This is a genomic window from Streptomyces sp. NPDC001889 (assembly GCF_053594535.1).
Window position 1 is genome coordinate 192,327 of the sequence record NZ_JBSFER010000010.1, and the last position, 19,507, is coordinate 211,833.

The following is a 19,507-nucleotide window of genomic DNA, read 5'->3' on the forward strand; positions in this document are numbered from 1 at the left end:
GGGAACCGGCCGGGGGTGTTAGGCGAAGAAGCCATGGAGCCGGGACTCTCCGGGATCACGGAAGCGACCGCGGAGCTGGACGAGCGGATGGAACGGAACGAGAAGCTGAAGTTCGCCGCGTACGCCGCCGGGGCGTTGACCGCGGGGGCGGCGTTCATCGGGTTCTTCGTCTGGCTCGGCTCCTGGATGAACGACAACTGGGGGATCTACGCCGTTCTGCCGCAGGTGGGCCTCATGCTGCTCGCCGTCTGGGGTCTGCGGGCCGAGCAGCGGAGGAAGGCCGAGGAACGGCGTCGGCGGGGCGTGCGGATGGAGCTGCCGGAGATCGACGGCCTGCATCACCAGCGCTTCGAGACCTCGGTGCGCGACCTCATGCTCCGGGACGGCTTCAAGGCCAAGCGGATCGGCGGCGCGGGTGACGATGTCTGCGACGTGCGCGGCGTCGACGCGGACGGCCGTATCTGGGTGGTCCAGTGCAAACACCGGCGCGACGGCTGGGAGGGGAAGGCGACCGGGGTGGAGGTTCTGCAGCAGCTGAACGGCACCGCGGTCCCCGTCTACGGCGCGCACGTCGCCGTCGTCGTCACCAATGGCCGGTTCAGCCGGCCCGCCCTGGAATGGGGCGCGGCGTACGGGGTCCACCTGGTCGACCGGGGACGGCTGGAGCGGTGGGCCGCCGAGGGGCGCCCCCTGTGGTCGGTGCTGGAAGGCATCCGGGCGCCGCGGAGGCTGCCCGGGCAGCGGTGCCGTGCCCAGCACGGCCGGGCCGCCGCCTGGGCGCGGCTTCAGCGGCGGCGCAGGACATGGTGGCCCTACGGCTTTCCGTCCCGGTGAGCACGCCGGGCGTGAATGGCCGGCGCTGCGGGTGCTGTTTCGGTGCCGGCTCGCGGACGGTTGGGCCGTCAGCGCCTGCGGGCGGGCGGATCGTCCTCCCGGGCTTCTTCGAACCACTGCGGAACCCGGGGGTCGGTGTAGCGGGGTTCGAGGAACACGCGGTGAAAATCCGGCTGCGGGCTGACCGGCGGCCGGCGAGGCGGGCGTTCGGTCCGGTTGCGGGGTGCGGGGTTGGGGCGCACGGGTACTCCTTGCGGCGTCAGCGCGCGAGCGCGACGCCCGGGCTGGAATCGGTGGGCAGCGGCTGCTGCGGACAGCTGGCCAGGACGCGGTTCATGGTGGTCTTCTCCGCCCCGGTGACCCACAGCCGGTAGCGCTTCTTCACCGCGATCTGCCGCGCGACGTAGGCGCAGTGATGGGAAGTGTTGCCGGGGAGCCAGGCCGAAGCGTCCTGGTCTCCCTTCTGCCGGTTCGCGGAGGCGGAGGTCGCGGTCAAGTTCAAGGGGTCGTTGGCCAGGGCCTCCCGGTCGGCCTGGCTCAGCTGCCGTGCCCCGGTGCGCCATGCCGCCGAGAGGGCGACGGTGTGGTCAATGTCGATGGAGCCGGATGTGCCGCGGCCCCGGGTGAAACGGACGCGCTGGCCGGTGTAGGGGTCCGCCTCCAGCGTCCCGGAGGCCACCACGCACTCCGAGTCGCCCCGGAACTGAACATCCGAAAGATCCCTTATGAGAATATCGTTGCGCGTGTCACACGAATTCTTGCCTCCGGGTGCGGACGTCGAGTCCAGCCAGGCGGAGCCAAATCGGGCGGCCCGGTCGTAGCCGGTCTGCGGACCGGCCTCCTTCACCGGCAGTTCGGCCAGCGCCGCCCGCGCCGTGCCCGCCGGTGCCGGCTTCTGGTCCGCGGCGGCGTCCGGCGCCGGTGCGGGGACGCAGGCGGTGAGCGCTGCGGCCAGCAAAATGGGGACGAGGAGACCGCACGGGCTCAAGCCCGTGCGGGCGGCGCCGGTTCGCCGGGCGGAGGCAGGCGGGGTGCTGGTCATCGGCTCTCGGGGCTGGGCTCGGTGTTGCGCAGGGCTGCGGCGAAGGCGGTGACGCGGGCGACGGCATCGTCCATGCCCTCGCGGAGGTTCCTCTCCTCCAGCAGAGGGCGGACCACGGGGGTGCCGATGACCACACCGCTGACCAGGGAGCTGACTTCAGCGGCTTTGGCGGGGCTGGAGACGCCGATGCCCGTGACGACGGGTACGGAGCTGGCGCGGCGCAGCCGCCGGGTGAACTGTCCGAGGGCGGGGATGTCGAGTCGTCCGTCGTATCCGGTGAGCGCCTCGGCCGCGGGGGCGTAGAGCCATCCGGAGGAGGCCGCGCACACCCGTGCGAGGCGTGTGTCGTCGGCGCGCCGGGAGACGAGTTGGGGGGTGTGCACTCCGGCCGCGCGGGCGGCGGCGAGCCAGGGGCCGGCTTCTTCGACGGGCAGGTCGACGATCATCGCTCCTGCGGTGCCGGCGGTGGCGAGGTCCTTCGCGAAACGCTCGGGGCCGTAGCGGTGTACGGGGTTCCAGTAGCTCATCACCACCATGGACGCCGGTGTGGTGGCGGCGAGTTCCCGGACGGTGTCCAGTACGTCGGCGATTTTCGTGCCGTGGTGCAGGGCCTGGGCGTGGGCTGCGGCTATCTCGGGTCCGTCGAGGACGGGGTCGGAGTGGGGGACGCCGATCTCCAGGATTCCGGCGCCCTGGTCGGCGAAGGCGCGAAGGAGGGGGATGCCGGCCTGGGGGGTGGGGAATCCGGCGGGCAGGAAGACGCCCAGGGCGGGTGGGCGGCCGAGGAGCCGGGCGGTGAGCCGGTCTGCTGCGGGGGTCATGCCGGGCTGCCTTTCGTGCGGTGTGCGGTGGTCAGGCGGAGCGGGGCGCGGTGGTGCGGACGTCGATGGCGGCGCGGGCGAGGACGCCGGCCAGGTGGTGATGGGCCCGGTCGGGGGTGTCGGCGGTGACGATGGCGAGGCCGGCGCGGATACGGGCCGGCCGGTCGCCCGGCGGGGTCCTTGTGATGTGGTCGCCGACCGCGCACAGCCACCGGAACTGGGCGAGGTGCGTGTCGTCGCCGGGGAGGAGTTCGCGGCGGGTCACGGTGCCGTCGCCCGGGGGGTGGATCACGCCCGCGGCGGCGGTGCGGTGCCGGGTGGGTTGCAGGTCGGGTGCCTGTCCGCAGGCGATGGCGGCGGCGGCCCGGGGCAGGTCCACGCCGGTCGCCCGGTGGATCAGCTCGATGGTGAGGCCGTCGCCGGGGTGGGCGTTGACGTCGATGACGCGCGGCCCGTTGGACGTGAGCCGCAGGTCGACGTGGCTGATGCCGTCGGTGATGCCGAGGGCGCGCACGGCGGCGGCGGCCAGGGGGGCCAGTTCGCCCAGGAGCGGATCCTCGGCGGTGACGGTGTGCCGGGTCGGCAGGAAGTACGGGTCGAGGCCGCAGGTGGTGCGGGTGAGTGCGACGGCCGTGGTGGCGCCCCGCCGGGTGACGGTCGCCACCGAGACGTCGGGTCCGTCGAGGAACTCTTCGAACAGGACGCCGTCCGCGTCCGGTCCCTGGAGCAAGGCGGCGTGCGAGGCGATCGTCCAGGCGCGGGGAAGGCCGGTGACGGCGTCTGTTCGGACCACTCCGGCGGCGCCGGTGCCGACGGCGGGCTTGAGGACGGCCGGGTAGCCGATGCGCTCGGCGGCGGAGGCCGCGGCGTCCAGGCTGTGTACCCAGGTGAAAGCGGCGGAGGGAACCCCGGCTGCGGCGAACCTCTGGCGGCTGGCGGCCTTGTCGCGGATCGCGGCGACGGCGTCCGGGCTGTTGCCGGGCAGGCCCCGTCGCTCGGCGAGGAGAGCGGCTGCCATCAGATGGCGTTCCTCCCACGCGAGGATTCCGGACAGGCCCCGGCTCCCGGCCAGGGCGTCGGCGGCTGCGGCGACGGCGCGCGAATCACCGAGATCGGCGAGCCGGTGGCCGGTGACGCAGGATTCGTGCCGGGGCGGGAGGCGGTCGCCGAGGAGGACGACCGGCCGGTTGCCAGCGGTGTGACGGATCAGGAACCCGCTGTCGGAGTGGGGGGCCGAGCCGATGACGAGCAGCGGCAGAGTGGTCACGGGAGCTCCCGGAGCGGAGACGGGTGTACTGCGCCGGCCGGAAGAAGAGGCAGCGGACGGTGGCCGGCGCGGTGGCCCCGGGACGATGCCGGGGCCACCGCAAGGTGCGCTGGTCAGTTCAGGCACATGGGAACGTCACGGAAGACGTAGAGGCCCGACACCCAGCCGCGGACCTTCGTCTTCTTGTTGGTGACGTTGACCCAGTTGTTGCCCTTCGTCACCGAGTGCACGGTGAACTTGTGCGACTTGTGCAGCACTCCGAGCGCGGCCGACTTCGCCGACGCCTTCTGCCGGATCTTCACCGCGGACGTTCCGTGCACGGCCCACGGCCCGATCCGGCCGCACGACGCCGTCGTCATGGACACGGGGGCCGCCTTCACGACGGCAGTGCGGACGGGAGCGGCTGACGCCGCCGGAGCGGAGAGCAAGGGCAGAGCGACGGCTGTTGCGGTGACGGAGAGCGTCACCACACGACGCACAGACACTGTCAAACCTCCATAAATAGGGTGCGTTCAGGTCAGGTGAGTACGCTGCCCCGCTGCGCGGCGGCGGGGCAGGTTCACCGGCCCTCGCGGGCCTCGTTCCGGGGGCGGTGCCGCTCCCGGCCTCGGATGGGGGCGGCTACGCGGCGCTGTCCGGCGTCCGGGCCGGGGCAGGGGTGCGTCGGTTGGTGTAGCCGACGGTGCCGACGGCGGTCAGGCCGGCGGCGAGGAGCCCTCCGGCCAGGAGGCCGAGTTCGGTGTTGCCGCCGGAGGCCCCGGTGTGAGCGAGGGTTCCGTTGGCCGCCGGTTCGACGGTGTCGCCCTTGGCCAGGGTCTGGTCGGCGCGGGCGCCGCCGTCCTGTGCGGCCGTCGGGCTGGGCGCCCCGTCGCCCGCAGCGCTGTCCGGGCCGGTGTCGCCCGCCGGGCCGGACTCCGGGCCGCTCCCGTTGCCGGGGTTCGGGCTGGTGGTCGAACCGTCGCCGGCGTCACCGCCGTCGCCGCCCTGCCCGGGATCGGGCTTGGGATCGGGCTTGGGATCGGGCTTGGGGTCCGGGTCCGGCTTCGGGTCCGGCTTCGGGTCCGGCTTCGGGTCCGGCTTCGGGTCCGGCTTCGGGTCGGGGTCGGGGTCGGGGTCAGGGTCCGTGCCCGGGTCAGTTCCCGGATCCGGGTCCGTGCCGGGGTCGGTTCCCGGATCCGTGCCGGGGTCGGGGTCGGTTCCCGGATCCGTGCCGGGGTCGGGGTCGGTTCCCGGCTCGGGGTCGGGGACCGGGTCCGTGCCGTCGCCGTCCCTCGGCTCGGTGTCGGATGCCGTACCGGTTCCCTCCGGCACCGCTTCGGACGTCTGCGGCTCCGGTGCCGAGTCCGGGACGCTGGCCTTGGCGGGCTCCTTGGCAGGCTGCTCGGCCGCGGTCGCCCCAGGGGCGGCGAACAGTCCGGCCGCAGCAACGACAGCGGCCGTCGCGGAGATCCGCTTCAGCAGACGCGTACGGGAGTTGCGCATGAAGATGAGTCGCCTCTCAGCTAGGAATGCACAGCGGCGAGAGCCCCCTTCTACGGGTGGCGCCGCGTGTTGATCACATCCTGCGCCGAGATGCCTGTGGATAGATTTCGGCGACGCGGGGCCTGTCTCCCCGTGCCTGTGGACGGGCAGACGGACGCGCAGGCGGAACAACGCCCGGCCGCTGGGAGAGCCACGCCTGTGCAGATGAACTGATCTTGTTTCAGAGGCACTTGAGGCCATGTCCCGCGCTGGAGGTCAGGCATGCGCCGGACCTGTGGAAGAGGCCCCGGGGCCGGGTGCACCGCTCGGCACGACCGAACGCGAAGACTCCGGCTCCGTGGGAATCCCCGGAAGTCCTGAGCAGGCCGAAGCCCGGGCCCCGCCCACCCCTCGCGGTCGAGGGGCGGACGGGGCAGGCCGGTTCGTCATCCGGCCCGGGGGAAGTGGGGAGGGGTCCATCCGATGTACTTCGCTCCCCATTTCTTCTCGAACTCGTCGGCGTTGACGATGTCGATGTATCCGGGGCGCTTGATGTCGTTGGACGCGACCTGCCCGTCGCCGAGATAGACGGCGATGTGGCCGGCGCGCTGGTTCGTGTCCCAGTACATGAGGGCGCCGGGCGGGGGCCGGCGGTCGCCGTCGTGGCGCATGTCGGCGGGTACGACGCTGTAGTGGTCGATGGCGTACGTGACGCCGGAGTAGTTCCATCCGTAGACGATGGCGACGAACGCGAGGCAGCGCCGGTACCAGTCCTTGGTGGAGGAGGCGCCCGACTGGGAGCGGGCCCAGGCGATCGCCTGGGTCACGCTGCGAGGGTTGTTCAGCTTCCAGGTCTGCTTGCCGTCGGTGAAGGTGCCGCCGCCGGTTCCGGCGCCCGGGCCGGGCGGCTGGGGGCAGCGGCTGGGGACGTTCCCGGACGGAGTGTCGCCGGAGGGGTCCTGCGGTCCGGTGCCGGTGGTGCTGCCCGCGCGGCCGAGGTCGATGCCCGCGTCGGAGGCCAGGGCGCGCATCGTGGACTCGTGTCCCGCGTACAGGCCGGGGTGGGCGCTCTTCTGGACGGCCTGGGCGACTTCGCCGGGAGGGCGCAGCTGCCAGCGGCTGATGTGGATGAGGCCGGGGTTGCCGCCGCGGCCCTGGAAGAAGGACTCGGCGGCGAACTTCGGGTCGCGGATCTGGTCGGGGGTGCCCCAGTTCATGGAGGGCCGCTGCTGGAAGAGCCCGAGCGAGTCGAGGTGGCCGTAGTCGAGGTTGCGCAGGGTGGATTCCTGCATGGCGGTCATGAGCGCGATCAGCGTGGCCCGGCCGGGGAGCTTGAGACGGGCGGCGACGCTGTCGATGGTCTTGGCGTGGGCTATCTGCTCGGCGCGCAGGCTTCCCGAGGCGGGCGGACCGCCGCTGCCGGGTCCGGGGCCGGGCTGGACGGTCCCGGTGCCGGGTCCGGTGTCCTCGCAGGTCGCGGCGGCGCTGGCGGGCGCGGGGATGAAGACGCCCATGAGCAGGAGGGCGAGCAGGAAGCAGACTCCTCCGATCACGGAGGCCTTGAGCATCAGGCCCTTCTTGGCGAGCCCGCTGGCCTGGACGGCGAGGTGTGCGATGTCGCGTTCGTTCACGGCCGCTCCTTCAGGCCGAGGAGGCGGGTGACCGTCCAGGGTTCGCCCGTGTCGGCGCGCGCGATTTCGAGGGTCAGGTGGCGTGTGTAGCGGTAGGTGTGGGTGCCCTTGACCTGGATGCGGGCGGTGGCCTGCCGGTAGACGCGTACGGGGGTGTCGGGCGCGGGGCGCTGCTTGGCGGTGGGCCGGGTGATGGTCACCTTGTCGGGCCGTGCCTCCACGGCCTGGGCGGCGACGAGCTGGTCGAAGTCGACGTCCGGGTGGCGCTTGAGGTTGTCGGTCAGGGGACGCGAGGCGTACGGGGCGGCGCGCTGGACGGCGGCGGTGTGCGCGCCGTCCTGGAGCGGCAGGCGGGTGGTGTATCCGGTGACGAAGGCGCGGGCGACGTCGTCGGGCCGGGCCGCAGGGGTGGACAGTGCCGGGGTGGGGGCGGCGGGGGTGCTGGTGCGGCTGGGCTGGGGAGCGGGAGAGGTAGACGTGGGGGTTGGGGTGGGGGCTGTTTCGGTACGGACGGCGGTGTCGCCGCCGGGCCTGAGCCAGGCGAAGCCGGCGACGAGGGCGGCCAGCAGCAGGGCGACGAGGGGGATGGAGATGGGGGTGGGGACGTTGCGCCGTTCGGTCTTGACCCACTGGGCGCGCTGGTCGCGGCGGGCCGAGCGCCAGGCCCTGCGGGCGCGGCGGCGCTGGCGGCGGGGCAGGTCGGCCAGTTGGTCGGGCGGTTCCTGCCCGCGCAGGAACTCACGCCACTGCGCAGCGGTCCGCGGCGCGGCGGGCAAGGGCCCGGACGGGCCGGCCGGGGAGTCGGAAGAGGGGGCGTGCGGGGGCGGTCCGTCCTGCGGGAGAGGGGGACGCTCACGGTCGTCGTCGGACATGTCGGGCTCCGTGCGGAAGAAGGGGGCCGGGGCAGAGCGGGGCGGCCGCGGGGGTCCGGCCGTCCTGTGGGGACGGCCGGACTGGGGCTGAACGGCGCGGACTTTTCCGGCAGTTCAGGGGCGCATCACGGCGCGCCGGGGCCCGGAGGCGGGCCCGGTGCCGCGCCCTGCGCGGGCGCGGCGGGCGGCGGCTGGCCCGGGAGGGCGGCGGAGGTGCGGGCGGCCGGGGGGCGGACGGGGCGGTGTTCGCCTCCGCTCGTGTCCTCGCCGATGGCGGCGGGGACGAGGGCGGGGGCGGAACCCGTCGCGGGGGTGGGTCCCGACGCGGACGCGGGGGGCGGGTAGGTGCGGAACCGGGCTCCGGCGTTGGGGTCGGTGACGACCTCGCCCCGGATGACCTTGGGGCCGTCCTGGCGGGGGTGGTGCGGGACGCCTCCGGGGTCGGGGGCGCCGGGCCGGACCGGGTAGGTCATGGAGGGCCGGTGGCCGGGCGCGGCTGCCCCGGCCGTGGTGGCGGTGGACATCTTCTCGCGGGCGAGGTCGGCCTTGGCGGTGCGGGCGGGCGGGGTGTCGCCGGCGGGGTGCTGTCCGGGTGGTCCGCCGGGTCCGCCGGGGAGTCCGGGGCGGGTGGCCGCGTGGTCTCCGTGGGTTCCGGCGGGCAGTTCGGGGCGCTGCGGCGGCGGGGGGTAGGTGCGGGTGCGCTGGACGCGGATGGTGTGGTCGGCGTTGCCCGGTCCGCTGTCCTGGGTGGCCGTCCCGCCCTGCGTGCGGCCGGGGTCCGGTGCGGGGGCGCCGGTCGGCGGGGTGCCGGGAAGGCTCCGTCCGCCGGGGCCGGAGGAGCCGCTCATGGCCTTGCGCAGGCGGCGGGTCTCGGCGACGCGGGCGATGGTGCCGAGGACGCCGCGTCCGGCGAGCTGCGCTCCCCCGGCGGAGACGAGCCCGTCGAGCACGCCCTTGAGTTTGAACGCCATGGCGACGGCGGCGATGTTGAGGCAGGAAACCATCAGCCAGCCGAAGGTGCCCATCAGGCCGAGGAAGGCGACGTTGGTGACCATGACGGCGCCGAGGAGCAGTGTGGCGGTGAACGACGCGAGTATCAGTCCGACGAGGGTTTCGAACCAGCCCACGCCCCACTGCCGGCAGCGTCCGGGGATGCACCACAGGGCGGCGAAGACGGTGCCGCAGATTAGGAGCATCAGGGCTCCGAGGAGGCTGGCGAGGGTGGTGGCGGCCAGGACGATGACGAGGGCGCAGAAGATGACGGCGGTGATGACGCCGGCGAGGAGGACACCGATCCGGCCTGCCGGGTTGTGGCCCTGCCGCCACTGGACCGCGTCGTGTCCGACGGTGTCCTTGGTCATCTTGTCGGCGAGGTAGTCCTCGCGCCTGTCCATGTCGCTGCCGTGTTCGAGGAGTTCGGCTCCCCAGCGTTTGCACGCTTCGATGGATCCGAGGTCGGCGATGCACCAGGGCACGACCACGTAGGTGCGCCAGACGGAATCGGAGGCCTGGCGGAGGGTGTCGTCCTTCTCGTTGCCGGACCACTGGGGGGTGGGTGTGCGGAAGGGGACGGCGTGGTTGGTGTCGCCGGACAGGCCGCCGTTGACGGCGGTCATCGCGACGGTGGACCCGGCCTGGCGGGTGGTGTCGACGCCTTGGACCCAGGTGGCGGGCGCGGTCAGGAAGGTGGTGGCGATGGCGGCGGAGGCGGCGACCCAGGCGAGCTGGCCCAGGACGCTGGAGTCCGAGCGGCGGGCCCAGGCAATGAACGCGCCGACGGCGACCGCCGCGGGCAGGAACATGGCGGCCATCGGTTCGGCGGCGGCCTCGATGGCCCGGGTGATGTGGGGTTCGACCTCGGGCAGGGAAACGACGTTGAAGCACCACTGGGTGATGGTGACGGCGGCCCGCCCGACCATGGTGAGAACGGCCAGGAGCATCGAGGCGACCTCGTGGAGGCCGCTGTCGATCAGGTCGCCGCCCGTGAGGTCGTCGCTGAGCTGCTTGTCCAGCCGGTAGACGCTGGGCTCGTACATCTCGAAGAGGGTGCCCTGGCCCGGCGGCGTGAGCGGCGAGGGCATGAGGTCGCCGACGCCGCCGGGCGCGTACTTGCCGGTGTCGCCGTCGTCGGCGGCCGCAGCGGGGGCGGTCACCGCGAGGGTGGTGAGTGTGCCGAGGAGCGGGATCATCAGGCCGCGCAGCCGCGGGAGGCGGAACCGCCGTATGGAGAATCGTTTCGTCACGGGTTATTCCCTCTGTGCGAGCGCGGCGGCGACGGGGTCGGCGGTGCGGGTGTGGGGGTCGTCGATGTCGGTCCGCTGCTGGATGCGCCACTGGCCGTCTTCCTTGACCAGGCGCAGGGCGTAGCGGTGGCGGTCCTGGCCGGTGCGCTGGAGGGTGGCGAGGGCGCCTTTGCCCGCGGGGTGGGCGGCGGAGGCGGGGACGTCCTGGACGTGGCTGATGGTGATGGTGAGCGGGGGTCGTGACGGGTCGTCGGCTCCGGCCCGGTCGGCGCTGTCGGGCCGGCGTTCGGCGATGCAGCCCTTGAGCGTGCCGCCGTCGTCGCCGTGGTTGGGGCGGGCGGCGCGGGTCTGCAGGGTGCACATGGTGGTGCCGTCCATGGGCTGGACGCCCATCCAGGCGTGCATGAACGCGTGGGCGGTGCTGGTGACCTGGCGGGTGGTGTCCTCGGGCCGGGGGCCGGATGCGGTGTCGTTGCCGCAGGCGGCGAGGGTGCCGAGGGCGGTGGTGGTCAGGGCGGCGGCGGTGAGCGCACGGGTGCGCAGGGTGGTGTTCATGGAGGGCCTCCTGGGCGGTCGGGTGCGTGTGGTGTTCACACGGCTTCCGATCCTGCCGTGGCCGGCGGGGGGTTTGGTGTGGGTCGGTGTCCATCGGTGGCCGGGGGTTTCGCGAGCCGGTCCTGGCGGTCGGCTTGGTCCCTGGGGTTGGTGGACAGGGCGTGCAAGAGTTCGGCGCTGGGGGCGTCCCATTGCATGGTGGCGACGCGGTCGCGGCGGTCGCGGACGATGCAGTGGCCGTGGCGCACGTTGCCGTGTCCGTCCTTGCCGACGCCGTGGATCAGGGCGCGGCTGGCGTCGCCGACGGGCAGGTGGAGGAGTTCGGAGAGGGCGTCCTGCTGTGCTTTGACGGACTGTTCGAAGCCGAGGACGGTGGTGATGGCCTCCAGGACGCCGTCGAGGCCGAGGAGGGATTTGGGGTCCTGGGTGTCGATGGCGAGGCTGGTGTCCAGGGCGCGTCCGGTACGGGCGACGTAGTCGAGGAAGCGTTTGCCGTCGTCGGTGCCGGTGAGGACGTGGACTTCCGGCACGGCGATCACCTTGGGCAGTCCGCGCAGGTCGGAGCGGCTGGCGGTGCTCAGGGCGTAGGCGATGAGCCCGCGCATCAGGGCGAGGCTGACCCGTTCGGTCATGGTCATGTCGCCGGGGCGGGTGCCGGCCTGGGGCATGGTGAGGCCGGGGACCTGGACGAGCCAGAGTCCGGGTTCGGGCCGCAGCGGGGAGGCGCCGGGGCGGGGGCGGCCGAGCAGCGGTGCGCCGAGCTGGGTGCGGCCGACTTCCTCCAGGGCGTGGCCGGCTTCGCGGGCGAGGCTGTCCTCGGAGGTCTTGAGGAGTTCGGCGACGCGCCAGGACGCGGCGTCCTCGTCGGCCGCGACCTCGTTGCAGGCGCGCAGGAGGTGGGTTTCCACGCCCTGTCCGCGCATCCGCTCGGGGAGCACGATCAGCATCTGGGAGACCACCTGGAGGGCGGCGTCCCCGCGGGGCAGGAGACGGAACAGGTCGGCGACGGCGGGGGTTTCGATCCCGCAGTGGACGTGGTGGGAGTCGAGGCCGAAGTACTCGCCGGCGCGGATGAGTCCGCCTTCGTCTCCCTTGAATCCGAGCATGAGGGCGAAGGCGCCCTTGAGTGCGGCGTTGAGGGTCGCGAGCATCATGGCGGTCGTTTTGCCGCGTCCGGAGCGGCCGATGAACGCGGTCGTGGTCGCGTCACCTCTGGAGCTGCCGGCGGTGATGTCGAGGCGGCAGACGCCGGGGGTGGTGCCGGTGAGCAGTCCGGCGATCGGGCCGTCGTCGTCGCCGGCCTCCGAGCCGCCCCAGAACATGGAGGCGGCCAGTGCCCCGGCTTCGCGGATGTGTCCGAGGTCGGGGACGCGCAGGGTGTCGCCGAGGAGGCTCTCCAGCCAGAGTTCGCGCTGCTCGTCCTCTCCGACGATCACCTCGATCGAGAGGCCGGCGTAGTGGCCGATGACCGCGTCGCAGCGGGCGCGCAGGTCGTCGGCGGACTCGGCGGAGGTCACGACGATCCTGGGGTGGTCGGCGAGCAGGGTCATGCTGTCCCGCGACATGCGCTGCCGCAGGTTCTCCATCGCGACCTCGGTCTCCTGCGTCTCCAGGAACGTCTCCCCCGCGCTGCCCTGGGCGGCGCTGTGCCGCTGTTCCTTGGCGGCCTGGCGGGCCTTGTCGACTTCCTTGATGGCCTGGCCCTTGCGCCACACGTTGAAGCGGACGCTGGCTTCGGGGCAGACGAGGATCTCCTGGCCGCTGCCGGAGTGGGTGTAGGTGATTTCGGAGAGGCAGCGCAGCCATTCCTGTTCGCCCGGGGTGTGGAGTTGTTCGGGGAAGGTCGGCATGGCGAGGACGGAGACCCAGGCGGCGGTGCGTCCCCGGGCGTCGAGGAGTTGGACGTGGTCGTGGTGGGGAACGGCGCGGGACTGGGTGAGGCGTACGAGGGAGGCGCCGGTGATCTCGGGCAGGTTCGGTGGTGCGGGCTGGGGGCGGTGCGATTCGCGGGAGACGGCCCAGGCCAGGAGTTCGACGGGGGCGATCCGGGCGCGCCAGGGGGTTGCTTCCAGACGTCGTTCCAGGCGGCGGGCGGCGGCGTCGAGCTGGGCGAGTTCGGCGGCGGGCAGGGCGGTGTGCCCGGTGCCCAGTACGGCGGCGGCGGTGTTCTTGGCGGTGGCGCCTGCGGCGGAGTCCCGTTCGGCGATGCGGACGCCGAGGAGGAGGTGGCGCTGGGGCAGGCCGAGGCCGTCGAGGCGGGCGGCCCACAGGTCGGCGACGGCCTCGGTGTCCCCGGCGGTGAAGATCTGCCGGGCCTCGCGGCGGTACATCTCGCCGTCGAGGCGCGACCAGATGATTTTGAGGTGGCAGTCGTATCCGGGCAGGAGTTTGCTGAGCGCGAGGGCGGCGGCGTCCTGTTCGAGGTCCTGGGCGTGTTCGGGCATGAGGTCGGTGTTGGCGGCGGACAGCACGTACCAGGCCTCGGCGCTGGTGGAGGTGACGACCAGGCCGTCGGCGAGGGCGACGAGCTGGGGCGGGTGGAGGAGGCGTTCGGCCCCCAGGCCCAGGAGCCGTCCGGCGCTCAGGGCGCTCCTCTTCTTCTTCGCGCGGGTCGTGGTGGTCACTGGTGCTCCTTGTCGGTGGCGGTGCGCGCCCAGGCGCGGGCCTCGGTCTCGCTCAGGTGCAGGGCCTGGAAGCGGGTGGTGCGGTGTCCGTGGACGGTGTGCATCCGGCCGGGGGTGAGGGACAGCGGCGGGTGGGGGCCGGCCCCGGGGGCGACCCGGCTCCACAGGGCGGGGCTGGCGTGGGCGACGAGGCGGGTGGGGAAGAGGTCGGCGGACAGGTCGCCGAGGCGGGGCGGCAGGGCGCGCGCGCTGCCGGCGGCGATCTGGATGCCGCACGCGTTCCCGGCGGCGAGGAGCATGGTGAGCGCTTCGACGCCGGGGGCTTCGGCGAGCTGGCTGTCGGGCCGGGTGTGGGACCAGTACTGGCGCAGGGCGAAGACGAGATGGTCGGCGTGCTCGATGAGGATGACGCGGCGGCGGGTCCAGTCGGCCCGGGCGGTGGGGCCGGGGTGGCGCAGCCGGTCGAGCTGCAGGACGAGGTAGTCGTGGACGGCGGCGGGGGTGGTGTGGGCGGTGGTGCGCGGCAGCCGGTCGGCCCAGGGGTGGGAGGGGCGGCGGCCGAGGTCGAGGACGTCGACGTGCGCGCCGCGGTGCAGGGCCTGGGCGGCGAGGGAGCGCAGCACGGTGGTCATGCCTGCGCCCGCGCCGGTGACGACCAGGGTGTTGGTCGCCTCGTCGGGCAGGGTGACCGGCTCGTCGTCGTCGGCCAGGCCGAGCAGGACGCGGCCGGTGTGCTGGAGCGCGCGGACGGTGTGGGGGTCGCCGAGCCGTACCTGGGCTCGCAGGGCGTGGATGGGCATGGTGGTCTGGAGGGTCATCGCTCAGGTCTCCTGTCGTGTGAAGCGGCGGCCCCGGCGGGTGCGGGCGACGGCGTCCGGGCCGTACAGCCGCAGGCGGGGGGTGAGGCGGACGGGGTCGCCGCAGGTGTGGGCGGGGTCGGGGCCGCGCGGGGTGAACAGCGGGCCGAGTCCGGGCATCTGGGCGAGTTGCGGGGCCCGTTCGCCCAGCCGGCGGGCGCGCAGCCGCCAGCCGGGGCGGGGTGCGGGGATCCGGCCGCGGGCGATGACGGGCTGGACGCCGCTGATGAGGTACTGGGCGCGGATCGCCCAGACCCGCAGGTTGGTGCGCCGCCAGTAGGCCGTCGACCGGCGGGCGCCGTAGAACGTCAGCCCGAGCGGGGGCAGGAGGAAGAGGGGGAAGAGGGGCTGCGGCGGGAACCCGGCGGTCATGAGCCAGACGCCCCACCACAGGGGGAAGATCACGGCGCCGTAGCGCAGGGTGGTGCGCGGGACGCCTTCGCCGAGGTCGATGCCGACGAGCTCGTGCTGGCGGGTTTCCAGGTCCCAGTGCCTGCTGAACGTGTGCGAGGTGCGCATCGCCGGTCAGCCGGTGAAGACGGAGGCGATCTTGTCGCCGATCGCGGACAGGACGTCGATGGCTTTGTCGGTGTTGAAGATGGCGAACGCGGCGATGGCCGCGCCTATCAGGTGGGTGACCAGGGCGCCCCATTCGGAGCGGGCCCAGTGGCCCAGGCTCCGGACGGCGAGGACGGCTCCGAAGAGCGTGCCGACGATGGTGATGATCCAGGACGCAAGGCTGCTTCCGCCCATGACGATGTGACTCCTCGTGCTTGGTGAAAGGGGGTTGATGACGGCGGGCGCGCCCGGGAAGGAGAGGGGCGCTGCGGCCGGCCGGAAGAGAGGAAAGAGGGGAAGGCCCGCGCTACGGGGCGGTGACGGACCAGACCTGCCAGCGGGACGCGCCGCCGGCGCGGACCTGGGTCACCGTGACCTCGTAGGTCTGCTGGAGCTGGGCGCCGGCGGTCTTCCACCGCACGGTCGCGGCACCGGTGCGCTTGTCGCCGGAACCTTCCTGCACGCGCCAGGACTCCAGGGATCCCAGGCTCATCCCCTGGCCGAGGGGAGCGATCGCTGCGCCGGGGGCTGCCGCCTGGTCCTCGCTGCCCGCGGCCCAGGCGGTCAGGAAGTCTCCGACGCTCTGGCGGGTGGCCTCCGAGAGGGCGGAGTCGGTGTCCGGTGCGGACGGCGGGGTGTAGTCGACGGGTTCGGGCAGGCCGACCAGAGCGGGCGGGCCGGTGACGATCACCCGGCCGCCGGTCTCGGCGACGGGGACCTCAAGGCCGCGCCACTGGGACTGGGTGCGGGCCTGCTTGCCCGTGCCGGCGGTGGCCGAGACGCGGACGTCGACGGTCACCCGCGCTTCCCGGGGCCGGGTGTGAACGACTTCCCCGGGGACCGTCTGCGCGACGAGCTGGACGCCCTGCCCGTTCCAGCCGGCCTTCGTGTCCGCGCCCTTGGGCAGGTCCCGGGCGAGTTCCTCCTCCCGGGCCTGCGGCTGGTCCTGGTTCCAGGTCATGTACGAGCGGGCGAACCGGGCGGCGACCCGCCGGGCCTCGTCCTCGGGGACGTCGTCCTTGCGCGCCTCGGCGTGCGGCGACGGCTTGGGGGCGGTGCTGGCGGGCTTGGCGGGGAAGACCCAGGCGCGCACTCCGGTGAGGGCGGCGAGCACGATGAGGCCCCACACGAGCGCCCGTCCGGCTTTCCGGGCGGCTATCCGGCCCGACGGTTCGGCCTCCTCGGTCCACCCCGCCGCGCTCTGCCCCCGCGGTTCCCCGGTGGTGTCCTCTTCCCTCCCGGGGGAATTCCGGGCACGGCCGGCGAGCGCTTCGGTGAATTCGTCTTCTCTGCCGGAATTCTTGTCAGGAAGGTTCAGGGCCTTCCGCCACACACTCATTTCTCGACTCCTCGGCCGTGCGATCGGATCGCGTTTCCGCCGTGCGGGCACGGCGGGTCAGCAAACCCCGCCCGACGGGCGGAAGTTCATACCAGGAACGCTAAGCCGGAATGCCTGTGGATAGATTTCACCGAAAGCCCGCACACTTCCTGGGCCTGTGGACAGAGGAAACAGAAAGAAGGGGCCCGCGTGCGGCGGGCCCCTTCTTTTCAGGAGCGGGAGGTTGTCGGGGGTGGTCAGGAGAAGTCGATGCCTTCCTCCCAGCCGGTGGGCGCCGGGCGGGCCTTGGGGCGGTTGCGGGCCCAGGCCTGGAGGTCCTCGACCCGGTACAGCATCTGGGTGCCCCGCTTGTCCCGGTTGTTCGGGAAGTCCGGGTCGTCGGTCCGGGCCTTGCGCAGCGCGGCCAGCGTGAGGTGCGGGAAGTGGTCCTCCTGGGCCTGGCGCAGCGTGACGAGACCGGTCCCGGCGTCGTCCGGGCCCTGCTCCGCAGGGGATGACGGCTCCGCGGCGGGAGCTGCCACCGGCGCCGGGGGCTCGGGAGCGGCGCTGACCGGGGCCGGTGTCGGCACTGCGGCCGGGGTCGTGGGCGGCAGCGCGGGCAGGCGTGGGAGCTCGTCCTCCGCGGTGCCGGCCGTCTCCGGCTTCTCCAGGGACATCCGGGGCCCGGCCGCCTGCTCCTGCGGGCGGTTCGCGGCAGCCCCGGACTCGGCAGGCGCGCGGGGCGCGGCGGCGGGTTCTTTCACGGCGGGCTTCCCGGCGCCGGCCATCGCCCACTCGCGGGCCTCCGCGTCGGACATGAACATCACCTGGGTCTCGTGGGCCTGCCCGCCGAGGACCACTTGGGCGCGTCCGATGTGCCGCGTCGACTTGGGCGCCGGCTGCACTTCGGGGACGAGCATCTTCCACGCGTTCTGCGTGTACCGGGCGAGAATCCGGGTGGCGAAGTTCTCCCGCATTTCCGGGCCGCCCAGGGCGCGGGCGGTAGCCGACTGCGCGACGAGGAGAACGTGAATCCTCACGGCCCGGCCCATGAAAAGAATTTCGGCGAGAGCGTCGACCGCCGGGGATATCTTGGGGTCGCCCTTTTCCTTGGTCTGCTCCCAGTACCGGGTCAGCTGTTTCATCGTCGCATTGATCTCCTCAAGGAGGATCACCATGCGCGGTCCGACTTCCGACGGATCGGCGTCCTCGCCGAGTTTCTCCGCCTTGTGGATCCGGCGCTGCCCCTCGGCGCCGAGCCCGATCAGCGCCTCGTGGATGTCGGCGATGTCGCGGCAGTACGTGACGTTCCGGACCCCGCGCGCCCACATATGGGACACCCGTTTGAAGTCGAGGATGTAGGCGCGGGCCCCGTGGTGGATCAGCTGGGCGGCGATGGTCCGCAGGATCACGGACTTGCCGCCGCCGGTTCCGGCGGAGACCAGGACGTGGGGCGACTCGGCGTCGAGGTCGACGGAGACGATTTTCTTCCCGCGCTCCAGCCCGATCAGCGGCGCCGACTCGGGGACCTTCCGTACGAGGTCCTTCACCTTCGGGTCGCTGAAGACGACCTTGCTCGGCGGCCGGTGCACCTTCTTCACCAGCACGTACGGGCTGCGCCCGTCGTACTTCCAGCTGAAGGAGACCCCTTGCAGCGCGAGCTTCTTGACGACCATCTCGGCCACCTTCTGCTCGTTGAACTGCAGGTTCACCGGGAGGTCGATCCGGATCTCGGCGTCGTCGTCGCTGAAGGCCTTCGGGATGTGGAGGTAGGAACGGGGCCGGGTGCCGTGCGGAACGCCGAGCGGGTCCAGAAGCGCCAGGTGCAGCGGCTCGATCCACTCGCGCATCAGCTCCCGCTGCCCGCGGCTGCGCACACCGTGGAGCACCCCGCCGGCGACCAGCAGCCCGCCCGCGGCGGCGCCCCCGTACTGCAGGGCCTGCAAGGTCTCCTCCGGGCTGGTCCAGTAGCTCCACCCCCCGCCCCCGGCGGCGCCCATACTGAGGAGCCGGATCCCGCTGCGCTGCCATCCGGGCAGGTAGGAGAACCGGCCCACCCGTCCCTCGACGCCGTCCAGAACGCGTGACCCGCGGTGGACGAAGGTGGCGTTCGTCCGCGGGACGCCGTCCATCTCCCGCCCGGACACGAACCGGCCCAGGCTCTGAACCAGCGCCTCGACGCCTTCCTCGATCTCCCGGTCCAGCTCGCTGCGTGCCATTCCTGTCCCCTACCGTGCGCGGCGCGCCGCCCGCATGATCGGCGGACGGTGGTGGGGACATGCTGCGACGGAATGCCTGTGGATAGATTTCACCGCGCGCCCGGCCGCCCCTCCGCGTCCGCGCGCTCGCGGCCCCGGCCGGTCTCGCTACAGTCGGGGCCATGGCGTCGCACCCCAAGAAGCACCACTTCGTGCCGCAGTTCCTGCTGCGCCGGTTCGCGGGGCCCGATCGGCGGCTCGTCGTCCACCAGTACATGCGCGGGAGGCAGTTCACCTCCTCGGTGCTCAACGTGGGACACCGTACGTACGGGCACTCCCTCTACTGGCCGGGCAGAGAGCCTGATCATTCGTCGATGGAAAGCGCCATGGCGGCGATCGAGGGGGAAGCCGCGACCGCCATCAGAAGCCTCGCGGCGGGCCGCGGCCGCACGGTGCCGCACTACGTGCGCCGACCGCTGGCCTGGCTGATCGCTCTCCAGCTCCAGCGCAGCCGATTCCTGCTGCACATCCTCGCCAGCAAAATCAAAGCAGGGAACTCGGGCCTGTCCGACGGCGAGATCCAGACCGGGTTCATGGCGTTCCTCAACGCGTCCGTGCTCCACCCCTGGCGGATGCGCGATGACCCTGACGCGGAGTTCGACGACGTGTGGAACGGCATCGTCGCCCTGCTGTTGATGGGCGGCACGCATTGGTCGTGCTACCGCCCCCGCCAGGGCGGGCTCCTGGTCGGCGACAATCTCGTCTGCTTCTCCGGAGCCATCGCCAGCACGGCGCCGGCGGACACGCCCCGGCCCTTCCTCGACCACGGCGTCGGAGTGGGCCTGGAGAGCTTCCGGCGCGTCACCGTGCCGCTCGGAGACGATCTGGCGCTGATCGTCTCCCGGGATGTTCAGGACGCGTTCCGGTTCGACGCCGCCGCCCTGAACCGGTTCACCGTGCTCAACAGCCGCGAGTTCGTCGCCCACTCCCCCGCCTGGCCAGCGGAACACCCGGATCTCGCCTCAGACCTCCGGACCTGCCTGGAAACGCAGCGCCGCATCGCCCCGGGCTTCCTGGAGAACTACGCGGGATAGCCGTGGCACCGGAAGGACCAGGTGTGGGAACTGGGCGGAAGGCGCTGTCCCCGGCGCTGCGCCTTCACCGGCGCGCTCGGCGAGGCTCCGCCCGGCACGACCCGCTGAGGGGAAAGGCCACCGCCCGGCCTG

General features: G+C 72.8%; 17 protein-coding genes. 2 read left to right on the plus strand and 15 right to left on the minus strand.

Annotated elements, in window-relative coordinates; translation table 11 throughout:
- The first annotated feature begins 33 nt into the window (after window positions 1-33).
- Window positions 34-834 carry a restriction endonuclease gene (locus ACWCRA_RS13795; RefSeq protein ID WP_451067618.1) on the plus strand — a complete coding sequence of 267 codons (801 nt, stop codon included), beginning with the start codon at window positions 34-36 and terminating at the stop codon, window positions 832-834.
- A 259-nt stretch (window positions 835-1,093) separates the two neighbouring features.
- Here ACWCRA_RS13795 and ACWCRA_RS13800 read toward each other — a convergent pair whose 3' ends face one another.
- The 15 genes from ACWCRA_RS13800 to ACWCRA_RS13870 form a co-directional block, all read right to left on the minus strand.
- A complete protein-coding gene (locus ACWCRA_RS13800) occupies window positions 1,094-1,792 on the minus strand; it encodes an HNH endonuclease family protein (RefSeq protein ID WP_451067619.1) in 699 nt (232 codons plus the stop codon).
- Window positions 1,793-1,872: 80 nt separating this feature from the next.
- On the minus strand, window positions 1,873-2,697 hold the full coding sequence (gene trpA, locus ACWCRA_RS13805) for a tryptophan synthase subunit alpha (protein ID WP_451067620.1): 825 nt from the start codon (window positions 2,695-2,697) through the stop codon (window positions 1,873-1,875).
- 31 nt (window positions 2,698-2,728) lie between these two features.
- Window positions 2,729-3,964, minus strand: a complete 1,236-nt coding sequence (locus ACWCRA_RS13810; RefSeq protein WP_451067621.1) for an ATP-grasp domain-containing protein — start codon at window positions 3,962-3,964, stop codon at window positions 2,729-2,731.
- 113 nt (window positions 3,965-4,077) lie between these two features.
- Window positions 4,078-4,323, minus strand: a complete 246-nt coding sequence (locus ACWCRA_RS13815; protein WP_451067702.1) for an SH3 domain-containing protein — start codon at window positions 4,321-4,323, stop codon at window positions 4,078-4,080.
- 262 nt (window positions 4,324-4,585) lie between these two features.
- Window positions 4,586-5,446 (minus strand): hypothetical protein, encoded by an 861-nt coding sequence (locus ACWCRA_RS13820; protein WP_451067622.1) that lies wholly within the window; start codon window positions 5,444-5,446, stop codon window positions 4,586-4,588.
- A 425-nt stretch (window positions 5,447-5,871) separates the two neighbouring features.
- Window positions 5,872-7,056 carry a peptidase M23 gene (locus ACWCRA_RS13825; protein WP_451067623.1) on the minus strand — a complete coding sequence of 395 codons (1,185 nt, stop codon included), beginning with the start codon at window positions 7,054-7,056 and terminating at the stop codon, window positions 5,872-5,874.
- Window positions 7,053-7,928 carry a hypothetical protein gene (locus ACWCRA_RS13830; RefSeq protein ID WP_451067624.1) on the minus strand — a complete coding sequence of 292 codons (876 nt, stop codon included), beginning with the start codon at window positions 7,926-7,928 and terminating at the stop codon, window positions 7,053-7,055. Before ACWCRA_RS13830 ends, ACWCRA_RS13825 begins: the two co-directional genes overlap by 4 nt.
- A 125-nt stretch (window positions 7,929-8,053) precedes the next feature.
- Window positions 8,054-10,171 (minus strand): hypothetical protein, encoded by a 2,118-nt coding sequence (locus ACWCRA_RS13835; RefSeq protein WP_451067625.1) that lies wholly within the window; start codon window positions 10,169-10,171, stop codon window positions 8,054-8,056.
- A gap of 3 nt (window positions 10,172-10,174) precedes the next feature.
- Complete coding sequence (locus tag ACWCRA_RS13840) at window positions 10,175-10,726, minus strand: hypothetical protein (protein ID WP_451067626.1); 552 nt, start codon at window positions 10,724-10,726, stop codon at window positions 10,175-10,177.
- Window positions 10,727-10,761: 35 nt separating this feature from the next.
- Entirely contained in the window at window positions 10,762-13,350 is a 2,589-nt protein-coding gene (locus tag ACWCRA_RS13845) for an ATP-binding protein (RefSeq protein ID WP_451067627.1), read from the minus strand.
- Window positions 13,347-14,168 carry a cell division protein FtsK gene (locus tag ACWCRA_RS13850; protein WP_451067628.1) on the minus strand — a complete coding sequence of 274 codons (822 nt, stop codon included), beginning with the start codon at window positions 14,166-14,168 and terminating at the stop codon, window positions 13,347-13,349. Before ACWCRA_RS13850 ends, ACWCRA_RS13845 begins: the two co-directional genes overlap by 4 nt.
- A 3-nt stretch (window positions 14,169-14,171) precedes the next feature.
- Window positions 14,172-14,726, minus strand: a complete 555-nt coding sequence (locus tag ACWCRA_RS13855; RefSeq protein ID WP_451067629.1) for a hypothetical protein — start codon at window positions 14,724-14,726, stop codon at window positions 14,172-14,174.
- Between the two features lie 6 nt (window positions 14,727-14,732).
- Window positions 14,733-14,960, minus strand: a complete 228-nt coding sequence (locus tag ACWCRA_RS13860) for a hypothetical protein (RefSeq protein WP_451067630.1) — start codon at window positions 14,958-14,960, stop codon at window positions 14,733-14,735.
- A 112-nt stretch (window positions 14,961-15,072) separates the two neighbouring features.
- Window positions 15,073-16,104, minus strand: a complete 1,032-nt coding sequence (locus ACWCRA_RS13865) for a conjugal transfer protein (RefSeq protein ID WP_451067631.1) — start codon at window positions 16,102-16,104, stop codon at window positions 15,073-15,075.
- Window positions 16,105-16,340: 236 nt separating this feature from the next.
- A complete protein-coding gene (locus tag ACWCRA_RS13870; protein ID WP_451067632.1) occupies window positions 16,341-18,302 on the minus strand; it encodes a pRL2-11 in 1,962 nt (653 codons plus the stop codon).
- A 161-nt stretch (window positions 18,303-18,463) separates the two neighbouring features.
- On the opposite strand from ACWCRA_RS13870, the gene ACWCRA_RS13875 reads away from it, so the two are divergent.
- Window positions 18,464-19,375, plus strand: coding sequence for a DUF4238 domain-containing protein (locus tag ACWCRA_RS13875; RefSeq protein WP_451067633.1), 912 nt, complete (start codon window positions 18,464-18,466; stop codon window positions 19,373-19,375).
- Window positions 19,376-19,507: the final 132 nt, after the last annotated feature.